28 protein-coding genes are annotated in these 26,955 nt (G+C 67.2%); 6 read left to right on the top strand and 22 right to left on the bottom strand.

From position 1 onward, the window contains the following. Positions 1-3: 3 nt before the first annotated feature. The 4 genes from ACSVDO_RS12685 to ACSVDO_RS12700 form a co-directional block, all read right to left on the bottom strand. Positions 4-1,383 (bottom strand): multicopper oxidase family protein, encoded by a 1,380-nt coding sequence (locus ACSVDO_RS12685; protein WP_489592503.1) that lies wholly within the window; start codon positions 1,381-1,383, stop codon positions 4-6. A 2-nt stretch (positions 1,384-1,385) separates the two neighbouring features. After that, on the bottom strand, positions 1,386-2,822 hold the full coding sequence (locus ACSVDO_RS12690; protein WP_489592505.1) for a TolC family protein: 1,437 nt from the start codon (positions 2,820-2,822) through the stop codon (positions 1,386-1,388). Then, the gene (locus ACSVDO_RS12695) at positions 2,819-3,145 is read right to left on the bottom strand and encodes a hypothetical protein (RefSeq protein WP_489592506.1); all 327 of its coding nucleotides are present in this window, start codon (positions 3,143-3,145) and stop codon (positions 2,819-2,821) included. Before ACSVDO_RS12695 ends, ACSVDO_RS12690 begins: the two co-directional genes overlap by 4 nt. 82 nt (positions 3,146-3,227) lie before the next feature. Then, entirely contained in the window at positions 3,228-3,668 is a 441-nt protein-coding gene (locus tag ACSVDO_RS12700) for a hypothetical protein (RefSeq protein ID WP_489592508.1), read from the bottom strand. Positions 3,669-3,784: 116 nt separating this feature from the next. Between ACSVDO_RS12700 and ACSVDO_RS12705 the strand changes: the two genes are divergently transcribed. Next, positions 3,785-4,321, top strand: a complete 537-nt coding sequence (locus ACSVDO_RS12705) for a hypothetical protein (protein ID WP_489592510.1) — start codon at positions 3,785-3,787, stop codon at positions 4,319-4,321. Positions 4,322-4,511: 190 nt separating this feature from the next. On the opposite strand, the gene ACSVDO_RS12710 is transcribed toward ACSVDO_RS12705, so the two are convergent. Beyond that, a complete protein-coding gene (locus tag ACSVDO_RS12710) occupies positions 4,512-4,835 on the bottom strand; it encodes a hypothetical protein (protein ID WP_489592512.1) in 324 nt (107 codons plus the stop codon). A 68-nt stretch (positions 4,836-4,903) separates the two neighbouring features. Next, on the bottom strand, positions 4,904-6,187 hold the full coding sequence (locus ACSVDO_RS12715) for an SGNH/GDSL hydrolase family protein (RefSeq protein ID WP_489592513.1): 1,284 nt from the start codon (positions 6,185-6,187) through the stop codon (positions 4,904-4,906). A gap of 121 nt (positions 6,188-6,308) precedes the next feature. Here ACSVDO_RS12715 and ACSVDO_RS12720 point away from each other — a divergent pair, with 121 nt between their 5' ends. Next, positions 6,309-7,220, top strand: a complete 912-nt coding sequence (locus ACSVDO_RS12720) for a LysR family transcriptional regulator (RefSeq protein WP_489592515.1) — start codon at positions 6,309-6,311, stop codon at positions 7,218-7,220. Positions 7,221-7,306: 86 nt separating this feature from the next. Here ACSVDO_RS12720 and ACSVDO_RS12725 read toward each other — a convergent pair whose 3' ends face one another. Then, positions 7,307-7,714 (bottom strand): GntR family transcriptional regulator, encoded by a 408-nt coding sequence (locus ACSVDO_RS12725; protein ID WP_489592517.1) that lies wholly within the window; start codon positions 7,712-7,714, stop codon positions 7,307-7,309. Between the two features lie 240 nt (positions 7,715-7,954). Between ACSVDO_RS12725 and ACSVDO_RS12730 the strand changes: the two genes are divergently transcribed. Beyond that, the gene (locus ACSVDO_RS12730; protein ID WP_213300558.1) at positions 7,955-8,113 is read left to right on the top strand and encodes a DUF3309 family protein; all 159 of its coding nucleotides are present in this window, start codon (positions 7,955-7,957) and stop codon (positions 8,111-8,113) included. Between the two features lie 80 nt (positions 8,114-8,193). Here ACSVDO_RS12730 and ACSVDO_RS12735 read toward each other — a convergent pair whose 3' ends face one another. Both ACSVDO_RS12735 and ACSVDO_RS12740 read right to left on the bottom strand, forming a co-directional pair. Continuing rightward, entirely contained in the window at positions 8,194-9,216 is a 1,023-nt protein-coding gene (locus ACSVDO_RS12735; RefSeq protein ID WP_489592519.1) for a sensor domain-containing diguanylate cyclase, read from the bottom strand. A gap of 91 nt (positions 9,217-9,307) precedes the next feature. After that, entirely contained in the window at positions 9,308-10,375 is a 1,068-nt protein-coding gene (locus tag ACSVDO_RS12740; protein WP_332538584.1) for a TerB family tellurite resistance protein, read from the bottom strand. A gap of 224 nt (positions 10,376-10,599) precedes the next feature. Between ACSVDO_RS12740 and ACSVDO_RS12745 the strand changes: the two genes are divergently transcribed. Beyond that, the gene (locus ACSVDO_RS12745; RefSeq protein ID WP_489592521.1) at positions 10,600-10,995 is read left to right on the top strand and encodes a hypothetical protein; all 396 of its coding nucleotides are present in this window, start codon (positions 10,600-10,602) and stop codon (positions 10,993-10,995) included. Positions 10,996-11,076: 81 nt separating this feature from the next. Here ACSVDO_RS12745 and ACSVDO_RS12750 read toward each other — a convergent pair whose 3' ends face one another. The 13 genes from ACSVDO_RS12750 to ACSVDO_RS12810 form a co-directional block, all read right to left on the bottom strand. Beyond that, positions 11,077-11,211 (bottom strand): hypothetical protein, encoded by a 135-nt coding sequence (locus ACSVDO_RS12750; protein ID WP_332538582.1) that lies wholly within the window; start codon positions 11,209-11,211, stop codon positions 11,077-11,079. A 143-nt stretch (positions 11,212-11,354) separates the two neighbouring features. Then, entirely contained in the window at positions 11,355-11,537 is a 183-nt protein-coding gene (locus ACSVDO_RS12755; RefSeq protein ID WP_332538580.1) for a CsbD family protein, read from the bottom strand. Positions 11,538-11,673: 136 nt separating this feature from the next. Beyond that, the gene (gene fes / locus ACSVDO_RS12760; RefSeq protein ID WP_489592524.1) at positions 11,674-13,344 is read right to left on the bottom strand and encodes an enterochelin esterase; all 1,671 of its coding nucleotides are present in this window, start codon (positions 13,342-13,344) and stop codon (positions 11,674-11,676) included. Positions 13,345-13,346: 2 nt separating this feature from the next. Further along, complete coding sequence (locus ACSVDO_RS12765) at positions 13,347-15,500, bottom strand: TonB-dependent receptor (RefSeq protein ID WP_489592526.1); 2,154 nt, start codon at positions 15,498-15,500, stop codon at positions 13,347-13,349. A gap of 152 nt (positions 15,501-15,652) precedes the next feature. Next, positions 15,653-16,420: an SDR family oxidoreductase gene (locus ACSVDO_RS12770; RefSeq protein ID WP_489596399.1), complete on the bottom strand. Its 768-nt coding sequence runs from the start codon at positions 16,418-16,420 to the stop codon at positions 15,653-15,655. A 19-nt stretch (positions 16,421-16,439) separates the two neighbouring features. Then, positions 16,440-17,450: an ABC transporter substrate-binding protein gene (locus ACSVDO_RS12775; protein WP_489592528.1), complete on the bottom strand. Its 1,011-nt coding sequence runs from the start codon at positions 17,448-17,450 to the stop codon at positions 16,440-16,442. Positions 17,451-17,464: 14 nt separating this feature from the next. Next, positions 17,465-18,262, bottom strand: coding sequence for an ABC transporter permease (locus ACSVDO_RS12780; protein WP_489592530.1), 798 nt, complete (start codon positions 18,260-18,262; stop codon positions 17,465-17,467). Further along, positions 18,259-19,005, bottom strand: a complete 747-nt coding sequence (locus tag ACSVDO_RS12785) for an ABC transporter ATP-binding protein (RefSeq protein ID WP_489592531.1) — start codon at positions 19,003-19,005, stop codon at positions 18,259-18,261. The genes ACSVDO_RS12780 and ACSVDO_RS12785 overlap by 4 nt, the downstream gene beginning before the upstream one ends. A gap of 2 nt (positions 19,006-19,007) precedes the next feature. Next, positions 19,008-20,489: an acyl-CoA reductase gene (locus ACSVDO_RS12790; RefSeq protein WP_489592533.1), complete on the bottom strand. Its 1,482-nt coding sequence runs from the start codon at positions 20,487-20,489 to the stop codon at positions 19,008-19,010. Then, positions 20,486-21,568, bottom strand: a complete 1,083-nt coding sequence (locus tag ACSVDO_RS12795) for a LuxE/PaaK family acyltransferase (protein WP_489592536.1) — start codon at positions 21,566-21,568, stop codon at positions 20,486-20,488. The genes ACSVDO_RS12790 and ACSVDO_RS12795 overlap by 4 nt, the downstream gene beginning before the upstream one ends. A 228-nt stretch (positions 21,569-21,796) precedes the next feature. After that, positions 21,797-22,816 carry a Bug family tripartite tricarboxylate transporter substrate binding protein gene (locus tag ACSVDO_RS12800; RefSeq protein ID WP_489592538.1) on the bottom strand — a complete coding sequence of 340 codons (1,020 nt, stop codon included), beginning with the start codon at positions 22,814-22,816 and terminating at the stop codon, positions 21,797-21,799. A 49-nt stretch (positions 22,817-22,865) separates the two neighbouring features. Continuing rightward, positions 22,866-23,825, bottom strand: a complete 960-nt coding sequence (locus ACSVDO_RS12805) for a 2-hydroxyacid dehydrogenase (RefSeq protein ID WP_489592540.1) — start codon at positions 23,823-23,825, stop codon at positions 22,866-22,868. Positions 23,826-23,854: 29 nt separating this feature from the next. After that, complete coding sequence (locus ACSVDO_RS12810) at positions 23,855-25,051, bottom strand: mandelate racemase/muconate lactonizing enzyme family protein (RefSeq protein WP_489592542.1); 1,197 nt, start codon at positions 25,049-25,051, stop codon at positions 23,855-23,857. 115 nt (positions 25,052-25,166) lie between these two features. On the opposite strand from ACSVDO_RS12810, the gene ACSVDO_RS12815 reads away from it, so the two are divergent. Continuing rightward, the gene (locus tag ACSVDO_RS12815; RefSeq protein WP_489592544.1) at positions 25,167-25,895 is read left to right on the top strand and encodes a FadR/GntR family transcriptional regulator; all 729 of its coding nucleotides are present in this window, start codon (positions 25,167-25,169) and stop codon (positions 25,893-25,895) included. A gap of 101 nt (positions 25,896-25,996) precedes the next feature. After that, entirely contained in the window at positions 25,997-26,434 is a 438-nt protein-coding gene (locus ACSVDO_RS12820) for a YbaY family lipoprotein (protein ID WP_489592546.1), read from the top strand. Positions 26,435-26,955: the final 521 nt, after the last annotated feature.

A 26,955-nucleotide genomic window follows, 5' to 3' on the forward strand; every position in this document is an offset into this window, starting at 1 on the left:
GTATCAATGGTGTTCATGGCCCGTGCCGGGCTTGCGCACGCTGGGTGCACCCGGCGCGCTGCCTGGCAGGGTCTGGCGCGGCGCGGCGGCATCGAGCGGCGCTCCGGTCCATTCATAGGCCACGCTGCCCCTGGGCTGGGCAAACCAGCCCGGGTCCGCATAGTCGTGGGCGCCCAGACCGGGGCGCACCTTGAGCGTGGTGAACATTCCGCCCATCTCGAGCGGCCCGAACGGGCCGTTGCCGCTCATCATCGGAAAGGTGTTGTCGGGCAGGGGCATCTGCATGCTGCCCATATCGCCCATGCCGCGCTCGCCCATCAGCATGTAGTCGGGCACGATCTTCTGTATCTTGCCCACCAGTCCGCGGTGATCGACACCGATCATGGTGGGCACGTCATGTCCCATCGCGCCCATGGTGTGGTGGCTCTTGTGGCAATGCAAAGCCCAGTCGCCGGGCTCGTCGGCAATCAGTTCCACCTGGCGCATCTGGCCCACGGCCACGTCGGTGGTCACCTCGGGCCAGCGCGCCGAGCGTGGCACGGGCCCGCCGTCGGTGCCGGTGACTTCGAACTCGTGGCCGTGCACATGGATGGGATGGTTGGTCATGGTCAGATTGCCCACGCGCATGCGCACCCTGTCGCCCTGGCGCGCGACCAGCGGCGTGATCGCGGGAAAGGCCCGGCTGTTGAAGGTCCAGATGTTGAAGTCCGTCATCTCGTTGACGCGCGGCGTCATCGCGCCGGGCTCCACGGCATAGGCCGACAACAGGAATGCATAGTCGCGCTGCACATCGGCAATCAAGGGGTGGCGCCCCTTGGGGTGGGTGATCCACAGGCCCATCATGCCCATCGCCATCTGCACCATCTCATCCGAGTGCGGGTGGTACATGAAGGTGCCGGGGCGGCGCGCCTCGAACTCGTAGACATAGGTCTTGCCCGGTGGAATATGCGGCTGGTTCAGCCCGCCCACGCCGTCCATGCCGTTGGGCAGGCGCTGGCCGTGCCAATGGATGGTGGTGTGCTCGGGCAGGCGGTTGGTGACGAAGATGCGCACCCTGTCGCCCTCCACCACTTCGATGGTCGGCCCCGGGCTCTGGCCGTTGTAGCCCCACATGTTGACGAAAAAGCCGGGCGCCACTTCGCGCACCACGGGCTCGGCCACGAGGTGGAACTCCTTGACGCCCTGGTTCATGCGCCAGGGCGTGGTCCAGCCGTTGAGCGTGACCACCGGATGGTAGGGCCGGCCGTTGGGCGGCGCCAGCGGCGGCGCGGTATCGGCCGAGGCCTGGGACACGGGTTCGGGCAGCGCGGCCATGGCCACGGAGCTGACGGAGGCGGCGGCCACGGCCGTGGCGGCGCCGGTGAAGAAATTGCGGCGGTTCATGGTCAATGGCCTGGTGAGGAAGTCGAGGAAGCGGCGGCGGCCCGGCTGTCCGGCGCCGCGACGGCGCCGGGCGAGCTGCCGTGGAGCGCGAGCTGCAGATCGACTTCGGTCAGCCAGAAGTCGCGCTGCAGCTCGCTGGCCGTGGCCACGGCCTGGGTCGTGGCGCGCGCCTGGGCCAGCAGCTCCCAGGTGCTGATGAACATGCCGTTGTAGCGCAGCACGGCCTCATCCTGGCGCAGCTGCGACAGCGGCACTACTTCGGCCTGCTGCTGCTGCGCCAGATCCCAGGCCGTGCGGTAGCGCAGCCAGCTGCTGCGCGCCTGGCTGCGGGCGTCCAGCGCCGTCGCGCGCAGCTGGGCGGCGCTGCGCTGCAGCCCGGCGCGCGCTCCGGCCGTGGCCGCTCCGCCCCAGTCGAACAGCGGCAAGGCGATGTCCAGCTCCCAGCCGCGCGTGACTTCGCTGTGGCCGTTGGCGCGATCGGTCGCGGTATTGCGGCTGTAGCTCAGCCCCAGATCGCCGAACACCGCGCCCACGCCGGCCCAACCGCTGCGCTCGGCCGCGCTGTCCAGATCGCGGCGCAGCGCGCGCACATCGAGCCGCTCGCGCAGCGCCGTGGCTTCGGCGTCGTCGCCGCGGCGCAGATCGTTGGCCGCAGGCAGCGCGGGCAAGCGATCGGGCAGCGCCAGCTCGGCCTGCGGTCCCCACAGCCCCATCAGCCGCGCAAGCTGCTCGCTTTCCAGCGCTGCGGCCAGGCGCGCGCGCGCCAGCTGCGCCGCGCTGTCGTGCTGCACGCTCAACTGCTGGGCCTGCTGCAGCCGGCTGAAGTTGCCCACCCTGGCCATGCGCTCGGCAAGCTCGCCGCCGACCTGCGCCGCTGCATGCATGCGCTCCTGGGCCGCAAGCACCTGGCGCGCCGCAACGGCGCGCAGCCAGGCACGGCGCGTATCGGCGGCCAGCGCCAACACCTGCTGCGCGGCGTCCAGCGTGGCGCGCTCCATTTGCCAGCCCTGCCAGCGCGCGCGCCAGGGCATGGTGATGAGCTGCACCACGTTCAGGCCCAGCTGGCGTTCGATTTCGCGTTCATGCGGGCTGGTCAGCCGCGCCAGCGACAGCGTGGGATTGATCAGCGTCAATGCCTGGGCGCGCTCGGCGTCCTGCAGCGCCAGCTGCGCCAGGCGGGCCTGCAGGTCCGGGTTGTTGAGCAGCGCAATGCGCACGGCCGTGTCGGCATCGACCGGCTGCTGCAGCCACGCGGCGATGTTCGCCTGCGCCTGCTGGCGGGCAGCATGGTCGGGCGCCGGCAGGTCCGCGCCCGCTGGCAGGCGCCCCTGGGCATGCTGTTGCACGGCGCCACGCAGGCCATCGGGAGCGACGCTGGCGCAGCCGGCGAGCAGCAGCGCGGCCACGGCGGCGCCCAGCGTGGAAAGGCGGCGCGTCATGGATGCCCCTTGTGCGCGGCGGCGGAACGTGGGGCCTGCTGGCCGGCCTCCCAGCGCACGACATCGGAATGCCCGCGCGGGAATGCGGCCACGGCGGCATTCGCAGCGCGCCAATCCTGCGGCGTTGCAACCAGCGCGCCGCTGTGCGGCAAAGGCCTGTGGATCAACGGCCGCGCAGCGGCAGCCGGGTCCAGCCAGGCATTGGTGGCCACGGATGGGACGGATGGGACGGAATTCTGGGCCCAGGCGGCGGTGCAGGCCCATCCGGCCAGCACCCCCAGGGGCAAAAGCTGCGCCAGGCGCATATGGTTCTCCTTCGACATGACTAACGAAGCGTCAGACGCAAGCAACGCGTCTGCACGCAGCAAAGCGCGTCCGCTGCGGACGCACTTCGGGTGTCAGGTCTCAGGAAATGGGCGGTTTGACGGCCTGCAGCGGCAAGGCGCTGGCAAAGCGCGGGCGCATTCCCGCGGGGCGAATGCCGGGCGCAGCGGCGGCGCCAGGCAGCGGCACATCGGTCAGCGACACCGCCGAGTGGCAGATGCCGCAGGCCGCGCAGGACGCGCCATGCGCCGGATCACAGGCACTGCCCGCCTGCATGTCGCAGGCTTGCTGCGGCGCGCTGCCATGGGCATGGGCAGCGCCAGGTTCATGCGCGCCATGCCCACCGTGCCCGGTGCCGACCATATGGTGACCGGCACCGACCATATCGTGACCGGCTGCGGCCGCATGCGCCGGCTGCAGCACCGCCTCGCCCATCGCCATAGCGTCGCCCAGCAGGCCGCGAAAGACCAGCAGCAGGACGATGAACAGCGAGAAAAAGCGACGCATGGAGGATATGGACACCGCCCAAGCGTATTGGTTCCATGGTCCGCATGCAATAGCTGCGCCGAACGGTGCGGGACACCACGTATTTGCGCACCTGGCTTGCAAGCAAAACGTTTCCAAATGAAACTAGACGTATGTTCCTGCCTCTTGCCCTGTTTCTGGCCAGTCTTGCGCCGTTTTCCACCCATGCCCAGGAACCGATCTACCGCTGTGGCAACAGCTACTCGGCAACGCCCTGCCAGGGCGGCAAGCGGGTGCAGGACACGACCAGCATTGCGCCGTCCAGCAGCGCCGGCCCCGGCCAACGAGTCGTCTACCTCTGCAAGAGCCATGGCGGCGGCCTGTTCTGGTCAGCGCATACCTGCCAGCAGCAGAACGCATTTCTGGAGCGCAGCGAAACCGTTCCCGAACAGATGGAATGGAAGCAGCAGGTCGCTCAGGCCCAGGCCCAATGGGAGCAAGCCCAGGCACTGACCCGGGCGCCAGCACGAGCCCCCGTCGCGGTCACCGCCTCCCGGACCGACGCCGCTAACCCGCTGTGCGCGCAACTCGAGCAGCGTGTGAAGATGCTCGACAGCATGGGCCGCGCCGGCAGCCAGTACTACGATCTGGACTGGGTGCGCCGCGAACGCAAGGCGGCGCGCGACCAGCAGGCGCGGCTCAAGTGCTGAGCCCCGCGGGTGCTGGGTGCGAATGTCAAAGATTGTTGCTTTCTTGGCAAATTCGCGTTTGCCCGCGATTTATCCGTTGACAAGGTCGCAACAAAAGGTAATGGCCGGCATGTCCTACACCCTGCGAATCCGCAGCGGTTCAAAGTAAAGGCTCAGTGGCAATCGATCACTGATTAACGTCACCGACACCTCAAGGAGTATGGAAATGACACAGCAAGACCAGAGCCAGAACGCCAGCAACAACCAGAACAACCCCGGTCAGCAGCAGCAGAACAACCCCAATCAGCAGCCCGGAGGCGCGCGCAATCCGGGTCAGCAGCAGCAGACCAACCCCGGCCAGCAGCAGCCAGGCAATCCGCAAAATCCCGGCCAGCAACAGCAGACCAATCCCGGTCAGCAGCAACCTGGCAGCGGCAACAATCCCGGTCAGCAGCAGCAGAACAGCCCCGGCCAGCAGCAGCCAGGCAGCGGCAGCAACCCCGCTCAACAGCGTCCGCCGCAATAAGCCTTGCATGGAATGCACCGGTGAGCCGCTCCAGTGACGGCTTCACCTAACAAGGGCCTTCGGGCCCTTTTTTCATGTCACCAAGCTTTCACGGTTCCCGGCAGTAGCGCTTCGAGATCGACGGCTTGGGCCATTGCGCGGTTGCCTTCATCGCCGGGATGCAGGCGGTCGCCGGAATCAAAGCGCGCGGCCAGCCGGGTGGGATGGTCGGGATCGCGCAGCGCGGCATCGAAGTCGATCACCGCATCGAATGCGCCGCTGAGGCGAATCCAGTCGTTGACCCGCTGGCGCAGCGCTTCCTTGTCAAGCTGGTAGTAGTTGCTCAACGGCGTCCCAGGCAAGGCGCCTTCGAACGGCGTCAGCGTGGCGCCGATCACGCGCAGGCCGCGCGCATGGGCCTGGGCGACCAGTTGCCGGTAACCCGCGGTCAGCGCCGCCAGCGTCGGGCGTGAAGCCTGGGGCGCGAACGCCGTTCCGGGCCAGGCAATGTCGTTGATGCCCAGCATCACAATCACGCTTTGGGCACCCGGCTGGGTCAGTACATCGCGCTCCAGCCGCGCCAGGGCGTTGACGCCCATGCCGTCGGCCAGCAGTCGCGCGCCCGAAATGCCCGCATTGACCACAGCCACCCCCTGCGGTGCGAGCCGTGCCGCGAGGAAGTCCGGCCAGCGGCTGTCCTTGTCGAGGCTGGCGCTGGCGCCGTCGGTGATGGAGTCGCCCAGCACCACGACAGCCCGCGCGGGCCTTGCGCTTTCCACCTGGATTCCCGTCAGCAACGGCCGCGCCGTGGTGGTCTGCACCGCATCACCGCCCTTGGCCGGCGCGAGTCTTGACGTCTGGTCTCCGGGCGCGATCCAGGCCGTCTGGCGGCCATCCCAGTGAAAGGTGCGCACGGCCGTCGCCTGCGGCAGATGGATGCTGACCGCCACCTGCGCCAGCGCCGGAACGTCCAGGGCCACGGGGTCGCTGACCAGCGAGGCGCCGGCAAGCACCGTTGCCTCTTCCCGGCCGCCAAAAGTCAGCGACCGCAGGCTGTCGGCGGCAACCGCTCCATTGCACGCCGGCCGGGCAAGCGTGGCCTTGCCGACCACGATGGGCTCGGCGCCGTAGGCGTTGGACAGCACGATGCGCAGACGTTGCCCCCCGAGGCTCAGGCGCGCCACCTGGTGCACGGTCTGGTCGTGCAGTACCGCCGGCACATTGGCAGGAAGCAGGAAGTCCGCGCCCCAGGTGGGCTGCGGGCTTGCCTGCCAGGTGGCAACCCACTCCGATGCCATTGCGGGGGTGGGCGTCAGGGCCGTGCCTGCCGCAAGTGCCAGGCCGAGCATGGCCGCCAGATAAGCCTTGCGAACTGTTTTCATGGGTTTTCTCATTGGATGAATTCAAAGACCTTCTAGAGAAAAATTATGAATTCAAAGATTAGTCCGGCATAGACTCTCCAGCGGAACATCATTTGTGCGTTGATCTCATCGAGGAGCGGCCGTGGCCCGTCTGGAAGTGAATCGCTCCGGCGAACTGGAAGTGTTTGTGCGGGTCATCGAGCTGGGCGGTTTTTCCGCCGCCGCCCGCGCATGCGGCATGACGCCGTCGGCGGTCAGCAAGCTCGTGGCGCGCCTGGAGCAGCGCCTGGGTGCGCGGCTGGTGAATCGCTCCACGCGCCAACTGCAGATCACCGCCGAAGGCTGCGCGTTCTACGAGCGCGGCGTGCGCATCCTGGCCGACCTGGAGGACGCCGAACGCTGCGCCGGCGAGCACACCACGCCGCGTGGCCGCTTGCGCGTCAATGCCAACGTGCCGTTCGGGCATCACTTCCTGCTGCCGCTGGCACCGGAGTTCCTGGCCCGCCATCCCGACGTGAGCCTGGACATCGTGCTGACCGACGAAGTCATCGACATCCTGGAGCAGCGCACAGACGTGGCGGTGCGCGCCGGGCCGCTCAAAAGCTCTAACCTGGTGGCTCGCAAGCTGGGCGCCACGCGCATGATGATCGTCGCCACGCCAGCCTATCTCGCGCGCCACGGCGCGCCGACCACGCCGGAGCAATTGCGCGCCCACAACCGCCTGGGCCCCAACCATGTGCGCGCGCAGCCGGGCTGGCCGCTGCGCCATGCGGGCAAGGATGTGGTGCTGCCGGTCAGCGGCAATGCCCAGGCCAGCGATGGCGCGGCATTGCATCGTCTGGTTCTGGCCGGGCTGGGGCTGGCGCGTCTGGCGGCTTTCCAGGTGCGCGACGACCTTGCCGCCGGCCGGCTGCTGCCGGTGCTGGAAGACTGCAATCCCGGCGATGTCGAGGAGGTCCACGCCGTCTATGTCGGGCAAGGCGGCTACCTGCCGCTGCGCGTGCGGGCTTTTCTGGATTTCCTGGCCGAACGGGTGGACCTCGGAGCCGCGTAAAGCGCGCAAGACAAGGGGCAGCCGTCCGGCATTTCCCCGCACCCCATGCGCTGCAGGCCGGCCTCCCCCGCCTACAGCGGACATCGTCAGGGACGGCCCTCAGTCTTCCAGCTGTATCCTGCGCCCCTGCTTGGACGGATGCTGGGGCCGGTGATGGCCCACAGCGTACGGATCATGGTCATCAGATAGGAGCGCCGCTCGGCGCCGTAAAGCGCGAAGTGGAACCGCACGTTGGTGCGCAGGATGCGCGTCACGTCGCCCGCGGCTTTGGCCAGCTGCAGCTCGGCGTGAATGCGCTCGAGTTCGGCAATGCCTTCTGGCGTCCATTCGTGCATGGCATTGGTCGCGGCCATGATTTCCAGCTTGGTGCGGATGGCGCGCACTTCGGCCAGCTGCTCGACCGATGGAATCGGCACGCGCACGCTGAAACCGCGCTGGCCCATGAGGACGTCCTGGGCCACCAGCTGCAGCAGCGCCTCGCGTATCGGCGCCACGGATTGGCCGAATACGCCGCGCTCGCGCAGATCTGTCTTGGCAGGCAGCGAGCGCCACGGCCTGAAGGCATGCGCGTCAACGCGGCGGCATCCTACCCTTGGGCCGAGGCGCGGCCCGTATCGTTGATCCCAGAGTCGCATCCCGCGGGCAGAACGAAAGTCTCACGCACTTTCAAGTTCATGCCGATGAGATGCGCATTCGAAGCAATCGCTTATCAACCACACAGAAAAGAGCTGACCATGGCCATTAGCACCATCCTTTTGATCATCCTCATTCTGCTGCTCGTCGGAGCACTGCCGTCCTGGCCACACAGCCGCAGCTGGGGCTATGCTCCCAGCGGCGTGCTTGGCCTGGTGGTGGTGGTCCTGATCGTCCTGCTGCTCATGGGCCGCTTATAACCTCAGGAAAAAAGCCCCCCGGTGCCATGCGCCGGGGGGCTTTTTGCATTCCACATCCAGGCCAGCGCCGCGTGCCTGGATCAATGCAGGTGGGCCAACTGGTTCTTGCGCGCCTGCTTGACTTCATACATCGCGGCATCGGCGGCCTGCAGTGCCTGCACTGCATCGTGGCTGCCCGGAGACACGCCCAGCACGCCGACGCTCGCGCCGTCGTAGTGCATGCGCAGTGGACCCAGTTGGTAGTCGCCGCGCGTCGCTTGGAACACCCTCTTCTCGAACGCCTGCGCGGCATCGCCTAGCATGTCGAGCTTTTCGGGCCCCAGCGCCACCACGACGAATTCGTCTCCGCCCAGGCGCGCCGCAAGATCCTCGGCACGCAGCAGATTGCGCAGGCGCTCGGCCAGCGCAATCAGAAACTGGTCACCCACATCATGCCCATAGGTGTCGTTGATGGCCTTGAAACCATCGAGATCGATGAACGCCACCAGCACGGCCATGCCGCGGCGCGAACCCTGCTCCAGCAGCCGGGTCAATGCCTGGTGCAGCGCGCGCCGGTTCGCCAGCGCCGTCAGCGGATCGGTATTCGCATAGGTACTGAGGCGCGAGTTGGCTTCCACCAGCCGCTGCACCAGCAATTCGCGCTCGACCTGCTGGGCGATCAGGGTCGCGAACAGCGACAGCACATGGCGAGCCTGCTCCGGCAGCTCATGCCGCGCCGAACTCGCGGCGCACAGCGTGCCGTACAAGGCACCATCGGCCAGACGCACGGGCGTGCTCAGATAGGTCTGGATCTGCAGCGCGCGCGCGGCGTCCGAATCGCCCCAGCGCAGGCCGACATCGTCGGCGAACGGCTGTGCCTCGTCGAGCGCGCGTTTGCACAGCGTGTCGCCCCAGGCCACCGACAAGCCCTCGGGAATCTGCATCTCGCAGGTGTTGCGCGCATAAAGCACATGCTGAAGATTGCGCTGCAGGTCGATGGTCGTCAGATAAGTCGATTCCATGCCGGTGACGGACACCAGCATTTCCAGCAACGGCCGCGACAGCTCTTCCAGTGTTTTGGCCGAGCTGACCGTCTCGGACAGGTGATCAAGTAAAGGCTCCATGCCGCCATTATTGTCTTATGGACGACACATGCGCTGTAACCGGCTGTCAGTCCAGGCGGCGGGCCCATTGCCGGCCCGCCCCACACGCGGCTTATGCGCCGCGCACCATCGCCATGATCTTGGCGGTATTCAGGCCGCGTGCGGTCTCCTGCATCTGCGGCAGATAGCGCGACTGCAGATCGCGCCCGTCCTTCATCACATGCTGGTACGCGTCCTTGAGCATGTCGGTGGACAGCGTGCGCCCGCCCGCGTAGTACTGATTGGCCACATGGCCCAGCGCGTAGGTCGACGCAAAGCTCATGCCGCTGCTCACCGCCTGGCGCCCCACGCCGCCAAACAAGCCCTTGCCGGCCTTGCCCAGCAGTCCGCTGAGCAGCTTGCGTCCGGCCTCTTCGAGGTACTGCGAGGTCAGCCCCACGCCCAGCGCGCCGAGCAGGTCCTTGATGTGGCCGCGATCGAGTTCATAGCCATAGCTCTGGCCGATCTGATAGACCAGGCGCATCTGCAGCGGAATGATGGCCAGGGTCGACAGGTTCTCGGGCAGCAGCTCGATCGCGCCGTTCATGATCGACGACTTCAGGATCTTGCTGTCCATCTCCGCCGCCGAGAGCGTGCCCGGGCGGCGCTGCGCCGCCGTCGTGGGCAAGGCATCCACGGCGGCCGGGTGCGGCACCGCCACGCCCTGGGGCAATGGCGCCTCGGCCAAAGCCGTCGATTGCAGCGGCGCATCGGCCACGCTGCGCGCCTGCACATCGAAGCTGTCATCGGCCCGGCCCCAGGCCGTGCCGACAGCCGCCGTCGCTGCAGCAGCGGCGGCCACCGGTGCGGCCGCGCCGCCCATGCCCCAGGCCTGTCGCACCTGGGCCAGGAAAGCTTCTTCCTTGGAACTGGTCTGGCCATCGGCATCGCAGACGCAGACTGCCATCTCGTAGGCGAGTTGACGCGATTCCGTACTGGTCAGGCGCGCCAGCACGTCGGTCAGCTGCACCCTGCGCAGCAGCACGTCCTGGTACAGGCCGGGCAGATTCACGGCCTGGTCGCCAGCGAGTCCTTCCGCGACCTGGCGGATCTGCTCGCGTTCACGGTCGTGCTTTTCTCCATCGGCAAACGAGGCCAGCAGGCACAGGGTCAGGGTCGCGCGAATTTCGTCGTGTGTCATGGATGCTTCAGCTCCTGGATGGATAACAAGGGGTTGGAGCCCCAAGCGGGCCCGGGGTTCCTCGATTTACAGGGTAAAACAAAGTTTCGTGGTCGCCAGGCCCAATCCCGGCGCGCGGTGATGGAACCGAATGCACGGCGCCGTGACGAAGTAGCCATGGATGGCGGCCAGACGCTGCAATGCTCAAGACGGCCCGACGCCAGCACCTTGCGGAGACCCAACCAATGACAGCACAGGACAGCAGACGCGCGCGATTCGAAGCCTGGGTGGCGCAATACCATCCGGCCACACCGCTGGACCGGATTCCCTCACGGCCGGACGAGTACGACGGCATTCTTGCCGCCTGGACCTGGGCCGCCTGGCAGGCCGCAAGCGCCCTGCCCTCGGCGCAGCCCGAGCCGGCGGCCTGCATCTACCAGGTTCAGACCTTGGTGCCCGACAGCCTTGAGACCACCAGGGTCGCGCTGTATCGGCCGCTGAGCCCGGGCACCTTGCTCTATACCGCCAGCGTACTGGCGCCGCCTGCGGCAAGAAGCCATTCGGCCAGCGCCATGCAACTGGCCTGCGTGCGCGGTGGCGGCGCATTCCGGCAATCCGTGACGGATTCACCCATCAGTTGAACAACGGGAGGAAGGAGAAAGGCGCTGGAGATGGTTACTGCCATCACCAGCGCCTTGATGTTCGCCCGCGGTCCGCGGCGCCTACCAGGGCACGAACATCGCGATCAACAGGAACACCAGCACCGCTCCAATGATCGTCATGGCGCGGGATGTGAAGAAGCTGCTGCGAAACGATGCATCGCGCTTGGCCTGGGTTTTATCGGGGGGAGTGTTCATGTTTCAAACTTGTGTAGCATGCGGTCCGCGCACTGGGTTGCAGTCGCGCGGGCAAGAACGGATCGGCGATTGGCGAAATGAAAAAGCCCCCGCCGCAGTTGCAACGGGGGCCCGGGCGGGTCAGGCTAGATCGGACCGGCCCGTTATTTTTTGGCGATATCCTTGGCAACTTCCTTCACATCGCCGACGGCCTTCTGTGTCTTGCCTTCGACCTGCTTGGCGACGCCCTTGGCTTGTTGCTCGGGGCTGTTGAACACTTCACCCGCCTTTTGCTGAACCTTGCCAGCTGCATCCTTGATAGCGCCTGTGACTTGATCTTTGTTCATGGTGTTTTCCTTTATCGCTTGGACCGTCTTGACGGCCCATGGGTTGAAGTACCCATGAAGGATGCCTTGCCTGAGCGAGGATGACGGTAGGAACAAAAGAGGATGGGACGTGGGCATTGGCTTACGTCCTGGCTGGTCAAGACGCGCCTGCCCCCACACAGCCCTGCAGGCGTTCATCCTTCATGTCATAGCGCGCCGGTGCCAGCAGCGCCACCAGACCGCAGCCCAGCGCGCCCTGCCAGTGCAGGTAGTCATGGCCGCTGGCATATTCCCGGTGCGTGACCGACAGGCCGCGCGCGCGCAGGATGTCGGCCAGCGCGCGGTTGGTTTCAAGAATGCCTTCGCGCCCGCCGCGCCCGGTCTCGTACCAGCCGGCATCGAGATAGAAGCGCACCGCGGGAACGGGTGCGGGCAGCGCCTGCCAGGCGCGCTGCATCCAGCCCGGCGCTTCGCCCGGCGGCGCCCACCAGTAAGAGCCCGAAAGGCTCAGCACATTGCCAAAAAGCTCGGGGTGGGTCAGGCCCAGATAGGACGACACCAGTCCGCCATAGCTGCTGCCCGCGACCACGGTGCGCCGCGCGGTCTGCGCCAGGCCCTGGCTGCGGGCCCAGGGCATCAGTTCCTCGGCTATGAAGCGCGCGAACCGCGGGTTGGGCGGCAGTTCGGCGTCGCGCGCCTCGGGGCTGGCATTGCCGACAATCACCGCCGCCACGGGAGGCAGCAGGCCGTCGGCCACCAGGTTGTCGAGAATGCGCGGCGTGGGCACATCGTGCACATAGGCATGGGCATCGAACAGCACCAGCAGCGCCTGGGGATCGGCGCCCGCCGGCACATAGGTCCAGACATCGCGGCGATTGCCGAGAATGCCGCTGTCCACGCTGTGGCGCGTGAGCTTTCCCTGCGGCACGCCGGCACGGGCCTGGACCCAGGGCTGCGCCGGCGCCTGCGCCAGCACCAGACTGGAGCGGCCCTGGAAGCGGTCCTGCGCGCCGCTCCAGGGTGTGGCGGGAAACGGCTGGCGATTGAGCGGGTCGCGCTGCATCGTGGCCAGCACCATGCGCCGCTGCTGCGCGGCCTGCGCCGCAGGCAGCTGCGGCACATCGGGCGCAAAGGCATAGCTCAGATGGGAGCGCGGGTCCATGACCGCCGAGGTCCACCAGACATCGCTGCCGGCCAGGCGCTGCAGCGGATTGTGGTTGCCGCTGGGGCTGCCGAACAGGCGCACATTGGTGTTGCCCTGATCGCGCCACACAAAGCTCACCAGCAGCTTGCCGTCCGCCCAGGGCTCTACCCAGGGCGTGCCGCGCTGCTGTGCCTCGCGCCAGAACGCCTGCGTGGCCGCCGCGCCCTCACCGCGCGCCAGCGCCTGCTGCAAGGCCGCCAGGCGCGCGCCCATCTGGGCCTTCTCCGCGGGCAGCGGCTGCGGCCCCGCGCTGGCCCAGCTGTTGAGCACCCGCAGATCGTAGGCCAGCGGCTTTGCCCCGGGCTGTGCGGGCGTGACCCACAGCTGCTCCTGCTGTGCGCCCTGGCTGAACCAGGTCGCGGTCTGCACGCCGCGGCCGTTCTCGGCCAGCCGGCGCAGATGGCGGCCCTGCGCGTCGCGCAGATCCAGATGCAGGCCGGCGCCGGCAAAGCGCAGCTGCAGCACATGCTGGGCCGGCAGATCCAGCGCCAGCGGCCGCGCCTGCAGCACCTCGCCGTGCACGCCCGGCAGCAGCGGCGCATCCGCCTCGGCGGCCCCTGCCAGACTGCAGGTCGCGGCCAGCAACACGGCGGCGCAATGCGCCGCCCAAGGAGTGTGTGTCATGTTCAGAAATCCACCGTGGCCGACAGCAGCAGCGTACGCGGCGCGCCCACGGTCATGAAGTTGTCGTTGAAGGCCCCGGCCCAGTACTGGCGGTCGAAGACATTCTGCAGATTGGCGCGCCAGGTCACAGCGTGGCCCGAAACGCGGCTCGCATAGCGCACGCCGGCGTCAAAGCGCGTCCAGGCCGGGGCCTGCAGCGTATTGCCGGAGTTGACCTGCTGCGCGCCGGTATGCACCATGCGGCCCGACAGCGCCAGGCCGGTCACGGCTGGAACGGCCCACTCCGCCGCGAGGTTCGCGGTCCAGCGCGGCACGCCGTAGACGTCCTTGCCATCCTTGAGCCCGCCCTGGGTCCGGGTCTGCTTGGCCTGGGTGTACGAGATGCCGCCCAGCAGCGTCCAGGCCGGCGCCAGCTTGCCCGACACCGTCCATTCCGCGCCGCGGTTGCGCTGCTCACCGTCTTCGACCAGGCTGGGCAAGGCCACGCCGACGGTCGTGACCGAGATCGCCGAGGGCTTGCTGATCTGGAACAGCGAAAAGGTGTGCAGCCAGTCGGCGGTCTGCCACTTCACGCCCGCCTCCAACTGCTGCGTCTTGTAGGGCGCCAGCGTCTGGCCGGCGTTGGCATAGCCAGCGGCCACGGTGGTGCCCGCGCTCAGGCCTTCGATGTAGTTGCCGTACAGCGCGAGCTGCTCGCCCCAGGGCCTGGCAACAATGCCCAGCATGGGCGTGGTGGCCTGCTTGTCGTAGCCGGCCATCTTCTGCTGCACCTGCTGCAGGCGCAGGCCGGCCGTCACCGCCAGCTTGCCGTCGGCAAGGCGCAGCGTGTCGGCCAGCGCAAAGCTGGTGATGACGTTCTCGCGCTCCTGCTTGTAGGCCGTGCTTTCGTTGGCCACCACGGTCTTGTAGGTGGGGTTGTAGAGGTCGCTCACGTAGCTGGCCGTGGGAATGCCGCCCTTGGCGTTGAGCGCCCGTCCGCCTTCCTGGCGCAGCTGGTTCATCGACAGCACCAGTTCGTGTTCCACGGCGCCGGTGCGCAGGCGCCCGCGCAGGCCGGCGTCACCCGTCCAGCTGCGCGTGAAGCCGTATTGCTGGTAGTTCTGGGTGTTGAGCGTGTGGCCGTCGGCCTGCAGGATGCCGCGCGTGCCGTTGAGCATCCCGGTATAGGCATGCTCGGCCCAGCCCAGGCTGGCATAGGCGCGCCAGTCATCGGACAGATCGACGCTGCCGCGCAGCATCGCGCCATCGCTTTGCTGCTCGGCATTCATGCCGCGGAAATGGTTGAGGCCGGCATCGGGCGCGGCCACCATGCGGCCCACCGTCGCAAAGCCCACCATCAGCGGGCTGCCGTTGGCAATGTGCGAACGGTAGCTGTAGGCATCCAGGCCCAGCGACCAGCGGTCGCCCTGGTAATCCAGCGCCAGCGCGCCCAGGCGCTTGCGCCGCTTCTGGTCGTCGATATCGGTTTCGCCGCTGGCCATGCTGCCGTTGACGCGTATGCCCAGGCGGCGCTCGGGGCCGAAACGGCGCGAGACATCGGCGTGCACGCCCAGCTGCGAGCCCGAGGCATAGGAGGTGGTCACCTGGGCACGGTCATCGACCGTGGGGCGCTTGGTGACGACGTTCACCACGCCGCCGACCGCGCCGCCGGGCGTCATGCCGTTGAGCAGCGCGCCCGGACCCTTGAGCACTTCCACGCGCTCGATCATTTCGGTTGGAATATGCGCGTCGGGCGCAATGCCGTACAGGCCGTTGAAGCCGACTTCCGTGGCGTTGACTTCCAGCCCGCGGATGGTGAAGTTCTCGTAGGCATGGCCGGTGTTGGTGGAAAAGCGCACCGAGGGGTCGTTTTCCAGCACCGCGGCCACCGTGGCGCTTTGCTGGTCGGCAATCAGCTTTTGCGTGTAGGAAGTGATGTTGAACGGCGTGTCCAGGGCATCGCGCTGGCCCAGCAGGCCCAGCCCCGCGCCCTTGGCCACCTGCCCTCCGGCGGCCGCCGCCGGCAGCGCCTGGCCGTCGTGCTGGGCCTGGACCTTGATTTCCTCGAGAGTGGCCTGGGCCAATGCGCCTGTGGCGCTGAAACTGAGCACGCCGGCCAGCGCCAGCACATGGGGGGACAGCAGCCCGCGGGCCAGCCGCGGGGGGGAGAAATGCAAAGGGGAGCGCATGCGATGCAAGGGCCGGAACGGCCACTAAAATACTGAATGAGAATCATTATTACACGCAGTCACGGGTTTACCATGAGGATGCAGAAAAACGCCATGCGGCCCGGCGCTGCCTGCTACAGGGGCAGCCGCCCCGCAGACCGTCAGCGCATCACCAGCCCGCCATCGACAAAAAGCACCTGGCCCGTCATGAAGCCGCTGAGCTCCGACGCCAGGAACAGCACCGGCCCGGCCACGTCTTCGGGGCTCGCGAGCCGGCGCAGCGGCGTGGCCGCCATCAGCGATTCTCGAAACGATTCCTTGGTGTTGTGCGTGCCCTGCGTGGGATAGACCAGGCCCGGAGCGACGCAGTTGACGCGTATGCCCACGGGCCCGAGCTCGCTCGCCAGATTGCGGCTGAACGCCACCAGCGCCGACTTGGCCGTGGTGTAGTCGTGGTAGGGCACGACCGGGTGCTCGACCAGGTTGCTGACGATGTTGACGATGCTGCCGCGCGCGCGCCGGCGCATCTGCGGCAGCACGGCGCTGCAGACGTTGAACGCCGCGCCCACGGCGCCGTCGAACTGCGCCTGGTAGTCGCTCCATTCAAGCGCATCGAAATGGCTGCGGCGCTCGGGGTCGAACGCATAGGGCCGGAAAGCGTTGTTGACCACGATGTCGATGGCCCCGGCGTCGCGCACGATGGCCTCGACCATGGCCTGCACCGCGGGCCTGGAGCCCACATCAGCCTTCACCGCCCAGGCGTCGCCGCCCGCGGCGGTGCAGGCGGCCACCGTCTGCGCCGCGGCCGCGTCGTTGGACAGATGGTTGATGGCCACGCTCGCGCCCTGGCGCGCGAAAGCGACGGCAATGGCCGCGCCTATGCCCCGGCTCGCGCCCGTGACCAGCACCACCTTGCCGCGCAGCCCCATTGCCGAATCCTGCACCATTTCAGGCCCCTGGAATCAGGCTGGTATCCACCACGTCGGACATCTTGAGCTGGCGTTGCACCAGTCCCAGCGCGCGGTAGGTGTCGGCGCCCTTTTGCAGCGCCGCCAGATCAAAGCTGCCCAGGCGCGGCGCCGCGCCCTTGGCCTGCTGCGTGGGCAGCGAGGACGCATTGCGCAGACGGATCACGTCGAGATTGATCTCGCGGTTGGTGCCATCGATCGCGTGCTTGCCGGCCAGCTGCGCGGCTTCTTCCGGGTTGGCGATCATCCAGGCCGCGCTGTCGCGGTAGCCCTGCAGGAAAGCCTTGAGCAGTTCCTTCTTCTGGCGCAGCACTTCCTCGCGCACCACGAACATGTCGCTGGAAATGTTGAGCTGGTCGCGCACCTGCATGATGTTGACTTCGCCAATGCCCTTGCGCAGGCCCACGGCCAGCCCGGTGTCGGTGGCGGCCGTGGCATCGACCTGGCCTTGCATCAGCGGCGCGAAGTTGAGCAGTCCGGTGACGACGATCTGCACATCCGACTCCTTGAGGCCGGCCTGGTGCAGCATCACCAGCAGGTTCTGGCGCGTGCCGCTGGCCAGGCTGTAGACGCCGATCTTCTTGCCCTTGAGATCAGCGGGCTTCTGGATGCCCGACGACTTGAGCGCGACCACGTTGAACACGTTCTGCGGGTAGATGTCGTAGATCGCGACCAGCTTCTCGCCCTTGTCAAGCGCCATGAAGAACGAACCCGGGTCGGTGAACGCCACGTCGCCCTGGCCGCTGAGAATGTTGCGTATCGCATCGCCGCCGCCCGCGCCCGGCAGATAGGTCAGCTCCACGCCTTGCGCCTTGAAGAAGCCCTTGTCGGGTTCGGCGAGGATATTGGTGATCTCGCTGATGGGCTTGCTCCAGCCCGCCAGGCGGATCTTGCCTTGCACGTTGGCGGCGCCGGCCGTGCCCGCCAGGGTCAGGCCGGCCAGGCCGCCCAGCAGGCTGCGGCGGGAGATGAACGAAGACGGGGTGTGCATTGCAGTCATGGCGATCAGGATTTTTCGCGCGCGCGCGCGGTGGACGAAAGAGGAAAGGCGTGGGAGCGCAGCAGCCGGCGCTCGAGCAGCATGCAGCCCTGGTACAGCAGCAGGCCTATGGCCGCGATGATGACCAGCGCCGCGAACATCAAGGTGGTGTCCATCATTCCCTGGGCGGCGATCACCACGGCGCCCAGGCCGCGGCTCGCGCCCATGAACTCGGCAACCACCACGCCGACCAGCGCCAGCACCACAGCCACGCGCAGGCCCGCGAGAATGGCCGGCAGGCCCGTGGGAAGCTTCAGGCGCAGCAGCGTCTGCAGGCGCGTCGCGCCCAGCATGCGAAACAGCTGCAGCCGCTGGGCATCGACCTGGCGCAGGCCGGTCAGCGTGTTTTCCATCAATGGGAAGAAGCAGATCAGCGCGGTGATCAGCACCGTGGGCAGCAGGCCGAAGCCAAACCACAGCACGAACAGCGGCGCGAGCGCGAGCTTGGGAACGACCTGGCTGACCACCACATAGGGCTTGAGCACGCGCTCGAGCAGGGCCGACTCCGCCAGCGCCATGCCGGCGAACAAGCCGACCAGACTGCCCGCCGCAAGGCCCAGCACCAGCGCCTGCAGCGTGGCCACGATATGCGGCCAGAAATAGCCCGAAGCCAGTCCCGACCATAGCGCCGCCGCCACGGCAGACGGCGCGGGCAGCACCAGCGCCGACAGGCCCGACGCGCGCACGGTCAGCTCCCACAGTGCCAGCAAGATGAGCAGCAGCGCCGCGGCCATGAGCCGCGCCTGAAACGGCGTCGGATTCATGCGGCGGTCCTGTCCATGGCGGCGCGCACGCGCGCGCAGTAGGCGTTGAATTCCGGGCCGTGGCGCATCGCCTGCACGCGCGGCGCCGGCAGCGTGATTTCGATGTCGTCGACGATGCGCCCGCCATGCATCAGCGCGATGCGGTCGCCCAGATACACGGCCTCGTTGATGTCGTGCGTCACGAACAGCACCGTGGTGCCCAGCGCGCGGCAGGTGCGCAGCAGGTCGTCCTGCAGTTCGGCGCGCGTGATCGCGTCCAGCGCCGCGAACGGCTCGTCGAGCAGCAGCAGCGGCGGCGCCAGCATCAGCGCGCGCGCCAGCGCCACGCGGCTTTGCTGGCCGCCCGAAAGCTCGCGCGGATAGTCCTGTGCATGGTCGGCCAGCCCCAGTTGCGCCAGCAGTTGCAGCGCGCGCGCCTCGTCCTGCGCCGTGGGCTTGCGCTGCAGCGACACCGGCAGCAGCACATTGCCCAGCACCCGGTGCCAGTCGAGCAGCGTGGGCGCCTGGAACATGAAGCCCAGCTGCGGGCCGGGCGCGGCGAGTTCACCGCCGTTGAGCAGGATATGCCCCGATTGCGGCCGCAGCAGGCCCGCGGCCAGCTGCAGCAGCGTGGTCTTGCCGCAGCCGCTGCGCCCCAGCAGGCAGTGGAATGCACCGGCAGGCATGCGCCAGTCGACGCCGTTCACCACCGGCGTGCGGCCCGGGTAGGTGAACACCACGTTTTGGATATCAAGAAACGCCATGGTCAATCCGCATAGGGCGCAAACGGCTGGGCCGCGATCTCCGCCGACTGCTCGATCTCGGTCATGCGCACCAGGTCCAGCAGGTTGAAGCGTCCGTCGTGGTGCCAGCCGGCCTCGGGCATGCTCATCGCGCCTATGGCGCTGATGCGCGTGACCCCGGCCGCGCCCAGCAGGCCCGCGAGCCGGTACAGCGTTTCGGGCTCGGCGGCGATGCCCGCGGTCTGCAGGAATTCGCGCTGCGCCGCGACCACGGGCACGACGGCATCGAGCGTATCGACGCCGACCAAGGCTATCGTGCGGTACAGCGCCGTAGGCGCCAGCGGCTGCAGGCTGTCGCTGTACGCCACGCTCCAGGGCGCGTCGGCCGGGCCTATCAGCAGGTCTTCGCCCTCATCAGCCGGCGCGCGCCATTCCACGGTCTGCTGCCATTTGGCAATGGCCGCGCCCTCTTCAAGCTCCAGCGGCCGGCGCGCAAAGCGCCGCTGCAGATTGGCAAGCTCGGCCGCGAGATAGTCGGCAAACGCGCGCGGCGACACCGGCGCGCCGCGCTCCACATAGAACACATGCGGCGAATAGCAGCCCTGCTGGTCGTAGCGCATCACATCCCAGGCCGCGAGCCGGGCCACGGCCGGCGCCTTGAGCGCATCGAGCGCCTGCACGCCGACCAGGCCAAAGCCCAGCTTGTGGCCATGGGGCAGAAAGCGCGTGGTCACGGGCAGGCGCCGGCGCAGCGCATCGAGCGACGCATTGCCGCCGTACGCCAGCACCGTGTCGGCCTGGGCATAAAGCGCGGCCGCGCCTTCGGCGCCCAATCCGGTCGCGCCACCCGCGCCGCTCCACCAGACCACGGCCAGGCAGTCGGCCAGCGGCGGATGCACTTCGGCCAGCAGCCGCGCGAACCAGCCCGCAAACAGCGGCTCGGCGCTGGCCAGCTTGCCTATGCTCGGCGCCTTGACCAGCAGACCGCAGACCAGGCTCCACAGCGACAGCGCGGGCACATTGCCGGCCCAGCTGTGCACCAGCAAGTCGGGCCCGAAAGCGCGCACCGCCCCGCCCTTGGGCGCGGGCTCGAAGCCGTCGAGCACGCCCGGGTTGGCGAAGTCTTCGGCCACGAAGCGGCGCAGCTGCGCGGCGCGGAATGTCTTGAAGAACCCCGTGAGGCCCAGCCGTACCATGTCCGCGTCATAGCCGCTGACCACGGGCAGCCAAGCTTGCGCCTCGCGCCGAAAAGGATCATCGCGGTCCAGCAGGCGCGCGATCGCGCGGTCTATCGCGTCGATGATTTCGGCCACAGGCATGGCTCGCAGATGCCGGTCTGCGGCCGCGCGCACGCGTTCGCCCAGCGCCTGCATCTGCGCGGCCGTCAGCACCGGCACCGCGACTTCGAGCCGCTGGCTGCCCTGCGCGAACGCCAGCACATGCCACTGCACTTCGGCGTCGCGCAGGCCGGGCAGATAGCCCGCGGTGATGCGCGCGATGGTCATGCCGTCGCGGCCTTGACGAACTCGTCCACCGCCAGCGAACAGCCCTTGGCCGCAGCGCCTTCTGCGCGCCCCAGCAGCAGGAAGCCGCCTTCGGCCCACAGCCCTACGTCTTCCGTCAGTATGGTCGTGACCGCGTTGTAGTTCGCCAGATCGCAATGCACCAGAATGCCGCGCTCGCCGGGCGCGACGCTGCGCCCGGTCACGGGCTCGACCAGGCGCGAGCGAATCCAGTGCTGCCCCGACTTGACCGAAGGCAGCGTGGCATTGCCGTTGTCGTAGAACTGCGTGCTCAGCTCGGTCATGCCATACATGTTGATGCACTGCGTGCGCGGCACGCCGAACAACGCCGACAGATCGGCATAGAAGTCTTCCAGCGGCAGCTCGCGCGACTGGCCCTTGTAGCCGCCGGTGTCGAGAATGCGGCTGCCCGCGGGCAGGCGAAAGCTGCGGCCCTGGGCGCGCAAGGCGTCCATCACATGCACCAGGCTGAAGCTCGCGCCCAGCAGCGCATAAGGCAGCCCGCTGCGCTCTGACGCCTCCAGCGCGGCGCACAGGCCCGGCATGTCCAGGCCTTGGGGCGTCAGATAGTAGCGGCTGTCCGGCGTGCCGAATTCGGACTTGGCCAGCGCGAGGTAGTGGGCCAGCGACGAGTTGGGCATGGCCTGCTCGTCGGGAAACAGAATGCCCATGGGCAGGCGGGCCTGGCCCTGCATGAAGCGCTGGCCGAAGTTGCGCGCCATCGACAGATCGTACACCGCGAGCTGGGGATGGAAATGCCGCCCGCGCGCCGCGCGCCCCGTGGTGCCGCTGGTCATGAAGACCCGCTCGTCGGGTGAAGGCGGCGCGCTGCGCAGCTCCATGGCCTTGAACGCATCGATGGGCACGGCCGGAATGTCGCTCCAGGTCTTCACATTGCGCAGCGTCGCGCCGCGGCGCTGGCAGAAGCTGCGAAACGGCGCATTCGATTCGTACTGGTAGGCGAACAGGCGCAGCGCGAGTTGATCGAACTGGTCGTCGGTGCAGCCATCGAGCGCGATGAATGCAAGCAGGTCTGCGACCAGCGAAGCGGCCTTGTCCATGGAAATCCTTCGAGAGCGTGAAACGAATGCTCCGAAGGCCCCTCGCCCGTGCGCGCAACCATCAACAATGCGCGGCCACGTCAGGCAGCAAGCTCTTCTTCCGCCGGAATGACCCGGGTCAAGTTCTCGGGTGTAGATCTCAGCACTGGCGTGCACCCCGGAGCGAGGGCTATCTTACCGCAGCCCTGCATGGCCAGTGCGGCGCAGGTGCTCTGCTCCCACGCTCCCTCAATCCGCCTTGATATTGTTGTCCTTGACCACCTTGCCCCACAGCTGGGTTTCGGAGCGCAGCCACTGCGTGATCTGCTGGCGCGTCATCGCCGAGGGCTCGGAACCCAGCTCCTGCAGATGCTTGGCGAACTCGGGCCTGGCCACGATGCGCTGGATTGCATCCTGCAACTTGTCCAATATCGGTGCCGGGGTGTTGGCCGGCGCCAGCAGGCCCTGCCAGGAACCCGTCACGAAGTCGGGAATCTGCGAGGCCACCGTGGGCACGCCTGGCGTGGCGGCAAACGGGCTGGCGCTGGTGACCGCGATGGCCTTGATCTTGCCGCCCTGCACCAGGGCCTTGGTCGCCACCACGCTGGCGATGGCGCTGTCGATCTGGCCGCCGGCCAGATCGGCCATCGCCTGCGCTCCGCCCTTGTAGCCGATCACATTGAATTCAAAGCCCCGGTCCTGGGCAATCATGATGCCCGCAAGCTGGCTGATCGAAGCCAATGGCGTGCCAAAGCTCAGCGGCGTGCCGCTCTTCTTTGCATAGGCCGTCAACTCATCGAGATTCTTTGCCGGCAGGTCATTGCGCACCACCAACAGATGCGGTGAATACGCCGGGATCGCGATCGGCGTCAATTCCTTTTGCGGGCTGTAGCTGAGCTTGGGCACCACGCTGGGGCCAATGGTCAGCACGCTCAGATCGAGCAGCAGCAGGTTGTAGCCATCGGGCGCCGACTTGGCCACATACGAGGCGCCGATGTGGCTGTTGCCGCCCGCCTTGTTCTCGACAATGATGTTCTGCTTGAACATCTCGCCCAGCTCCTTGGCCAGCGACCGCGCCAAGATGTCGGAGGTGCCGCCCGGCGGGTTGGGCACGACGATGCGTATGGGCTTGCTGGGATAGCTGGCCGCGGGCTCCTGGGAAAAGGCCGGCGCTGCCATGGCACCGAGCAAAACAGCGGTGCTCAGGCCCAGCACGGTGCGTCTGGATTTGCCGCGGGCCGGGACGGGGAAAGTGCGCGAAGGGTGCATTTTTTGTCTCCTGTCTATCGAATCGATTGAAGCGTGATGCGCGCCGTTCTTATTGCGGCGAGCGAATCACGTTGCGCAGCGGCCGGCCTGCGTGCAGGCGCAGGATGTTGCCGGCCATGAACTCGTAGCGCCGCTCCAGCAGGGCCGGCGTCATCGCCGAGATATGGGGCGTGGCGCGCACGTTGGGTAGCTCATGCAAGGGCCAGCGCGAGGGCGGCACGGGCGGCTGCCCTTTCCGGGGATACTGGTACCAGACGTCCAGCACCGCCCTGCCCAGCCGTCGGTCGCGCAGGGCTTCGTACAGCGCCTGCTCCTGCACCACTTCTGCCCGCGCCACGTTGACCAGCAGGGACTGCGGCGCCAGCAAGGCCAGTTCGTGTGCGCCTATCAGGCCGCGGGTGCTTTCATCCAGAGGACAGCACAGCACCAGCGCGCGGGCGCGCGGCAGCACGGCTTGCAACCCGGAGACTGCGACAAACTCATCGGCCAGCTCCGGGGAAGTCGGCTTGCCGCTGCGCGTCACAGCCACGACATGCATGCCCAGCGCCTTGGCGCGCCGCGCGATCTCCTGGCCGATATGCCCGAAGCCCACGATGGCCAGCGTCTTGCCGTAGGCCTCGTCGTGCTGGGCGCGGCTGGCATAGGCATCCGCCCAGGCCTGGGCATCGAGCCGCGCCGGGTATTGCCACAACTGCAGAAAATGCTCCAGCACCGCGTGAAGGGTGAATTCGGCGATCGGCACCTCATGGCCGTGGACATTGCTGACCGTGGTCGCCGCTGGCAGGTCTTCGCAGGCGATCTGCTCCGCGCCGGCACCCGGCACCTGCAGCAGCCGGCACTCGATACGCGCGGCCTCGCCGGCGCTGACGCTGTTGCTGATGACCACATCGGCGCGTATGGGACCCTCGTTCGGGAAGGCATCGAGGGCCTCGACTTCGTGCGCGGCGCCCAGCAGCGCGCGCAGGCGCGGGGCGTTGGGCGCGTGCAGCCCGACAATCTTGATATGCATGGCAGTTCTCTGAAAAATGAAAGTTGCGATCAGCGGGTCTCGCGCACGACGAGATCGGCGCGCTGCTTGAAGCTGTCGGCCAGGCGCGTGCCCAGCCCGGACTTCGTCGTCGGCAAGGCCATGCCGGCCTGGATCACGGGCAGATCCGTGACGATGTCGCGGTACCAGGTGGCCAGCGTGGCGCGCACCACTTCCTGGTAGATGGCCGTGGGGGCATGCAAGGCCATCTGCAGGCCGGCCATCAGGGTCACGGGGCCGGTGCAGTCATGCGGCGCCAGCGGCCGGTTGTAGGCCTGGGCCAGCGCCGCGATCTTGCGGCCTTCGGTGAATCCGCCGCACCAGGCCAGGTCCAGCATCACCACATCGAGCGCATCCGCGGCCAGCAGGTCGCGAAACGGCCGCAGCCCGCCCAAGGTCTCGCTGCCGCAGATCTGCACGCGCGTGCGGCGGCGCAGATCGGACAGGCTCGCGGCGTCGTCCATCTTGCACAGCGGGTCCTCGACCCAGAACACCTGGTACTCCTCCAATGCCTGGCAGATGCGCAGTGCCGAGTGATTGCCGAACAGGCTGTGCAATTCGCACATCACCTCGATGCGATTGCCCACGGCGTCGCGGATCTTTCTGAAAGGCTCCAGTCCCTTTTCCAGATCGGGCAGGCTGATGAGCTGACCCTGGCTGGCGGGCGCATAGATGTCGAACGGCCAGATCTTCATGGCCTTGTAGCCTTCATCGAGCAGGCTGCGCGCCAGCGCGCCCGCGTCGCGCATGAAGGCCACCTGATCGTCGTAGGGGCCTTGGGACGCGTCGTCCGCGCCTATGTCGCGGCGCTTGCCGCTGGTGTTGAAGCTGTAGCCGGCGCAGGTGTTGTAGACCGGAACACTGGGGCGCGCGGCTCCGCCCAACGCCTCATGAATGGGAATGCCCTGACGTTGCCCGGCCAGATCCCACAGCGCGATGTCGACGGCGCTGGCCGCGCGCACCTCCACGCCCGAGCTGTTGTAGCCCACATAAGGCGACAGCAGATGGCGCGAGATGCCTTCTATCTGCCGCGCATCGCGGCCCAGCAGCCAGGGTGCGAGCTCTTCATGCAGGCAGGTTTCCACCGACACTGCGCCGCGGAAGGTTTCGCCCAGTCCGATCAGTCCGTCGTTCGTCTCCAGTTCCAGCCAGATCAAGCTGGGGCGGTCGGGCACGCGGTAGGTGCGAAGGCAGCGTATATTTGACATGATTTACAGCTTTTTATAACTTTGACGCTAAACTGCGGCAGAAGAATCGGGTGACGCATTCTTGTTTGGAAAATCCACGGCGTCTTCACCCGCAAACCCTGTAAATAGCTGTCACATGCCCATACCCATTCATTCCGCGCAAGGCACCGACACCTACAGCGAGCGACTGTTGGGCGACAAGATCTATGAAGATCTGCTGCAGTTGCTGGGCACGCCGGGTTTCGAGCCGCGTGCGCGCATGCCCGGCGAGACCGCGCTGTCGCAGCGCCTGGGGGTGTCGCGTCCTGTGCTGAGGCAAGCGCTGGCGCGTTTGCGCGACGAAGGCCGCATCTACGCGCGCAAGGGTTCAGGTACTTTCGTCACCGATGCCATGCCGCAGGCGCGCCCGGTCTCGGTCGACACCCTGAAGAACATCGCCGACATCCGCGACTTCCTCGAATTCCGCCTGTTCATCGAAGGCGAGGCGGCAGCCCAGGCCGCGCGCCAGCGATCGGCAGAAGAAATGCACCATATCCGGCGTTGCCGGGAGCGATTCGATCAGGCGCTGGCGCAAGGCAGCGATGCGATCGAAGAAGACGTAGCTTTCCACGACGCCGTTGCCCAGGCCTGCGGCAATCGCTTCTTCAGCATGACGATGACGGCGCTGGCGCCGCAGACGCGCTTCAGCATAGGCCTCTCGCGCAGCCTGGCGGGCCGGCCGCAGGGCGAAAGCCGGGACGGTGTGTGCCATGAGCACGCGGCCGTGGAGTTGGCCATCGAACGCGGCGATGCGGATGCCGCGCGCCGGGCGATGGCGCTGCATTTGCGCGGCGGCATCGACAGGCTCTTTGGACATGCGGTATGAGTTGGGGACATTACCCCCCGTGCTGACCAAGCTTCGTCCTACAACCGGCCATGTCCCGCAACCGTGAGACTGGGGCCTTGTCGAATGAAACAAGGATCCCAATGATTTCCACCAAAGCCCAACGCCGCACCCTCTTTGCTGCCGTGATCTCCGCCGCGCTGCTTGCAGCCTGTGCGCAGCCTCAACAGCCCGCGGTCGGCCCGGTCAAAGCCATTACAGGGACCGTCGATCTGCGCGAGCGCTCGCAGTTGCCATCCCAGGCGGTGCTGCTGGTCGAACTTCAGGACAGTTCACGCGCCGATACCGCCGCCCAGGTGGTGTCCCAGCAAATCGTCAAGATCGAGGGCTTGCTGCCGCCGTTCAAATTCCTGCTGCCCGTCGACCCCGGCAAGATCAATTCGTCGGCGCAATACACCGTGCGCGCACGCATCACGAACGGCAAGGATCCGGTGTTCGTCAGCGATACCGCCTATCCCGTGCTGACGCGCGGCGCGGGCCAGACGGCGGATCTGATGCTGGTGCGCGTCGCGCCGAACTGATGGGCACCCCTTTCGCGGCGCATACCGTGAATGGCCGGCTGTCCGAGAGCGGTGTCAGCATGTGAGCATTCCATTGAATGCTGAGCGGGCTCTTTGGACTGCAGCAGCGTGCTGGCGGCGTCGCCATCAAGCACACTGTCATCCAGCCCCACCGCGCTGCGCCCCGTAAGGCGGCGCGAATGCCTGTTCCCGTAGACGCTTCCCATAGCCCCGCAATCGCCAGACCGGCGGATGCGGGGCTTTCTGCATCTGCGTACTGCCGGTCGGTTTGGAGCAACTGACGCAAACCTTGAGACATCGTTGCCTTGCCGTGCCATCGGATCCACCCGGCCCTGGCGCCAGATCGGCACGCACCCTCGTGGGGACAGCGGGTACATCGCCTTGCATAGAGAATCCAGGACTGGGTTGGCCTTGGATAATCCCACCTGCGCGGGCAATCTGCCAAATCCTGCGCGGCCTCAACGCAATGCAGCCAATGGACCGGCCGCGTCGGACACCGGCGACAACAGCACCATAGTGGC

Source organism: Comamonas sp. DB36, from assembly GCF_057914905.1.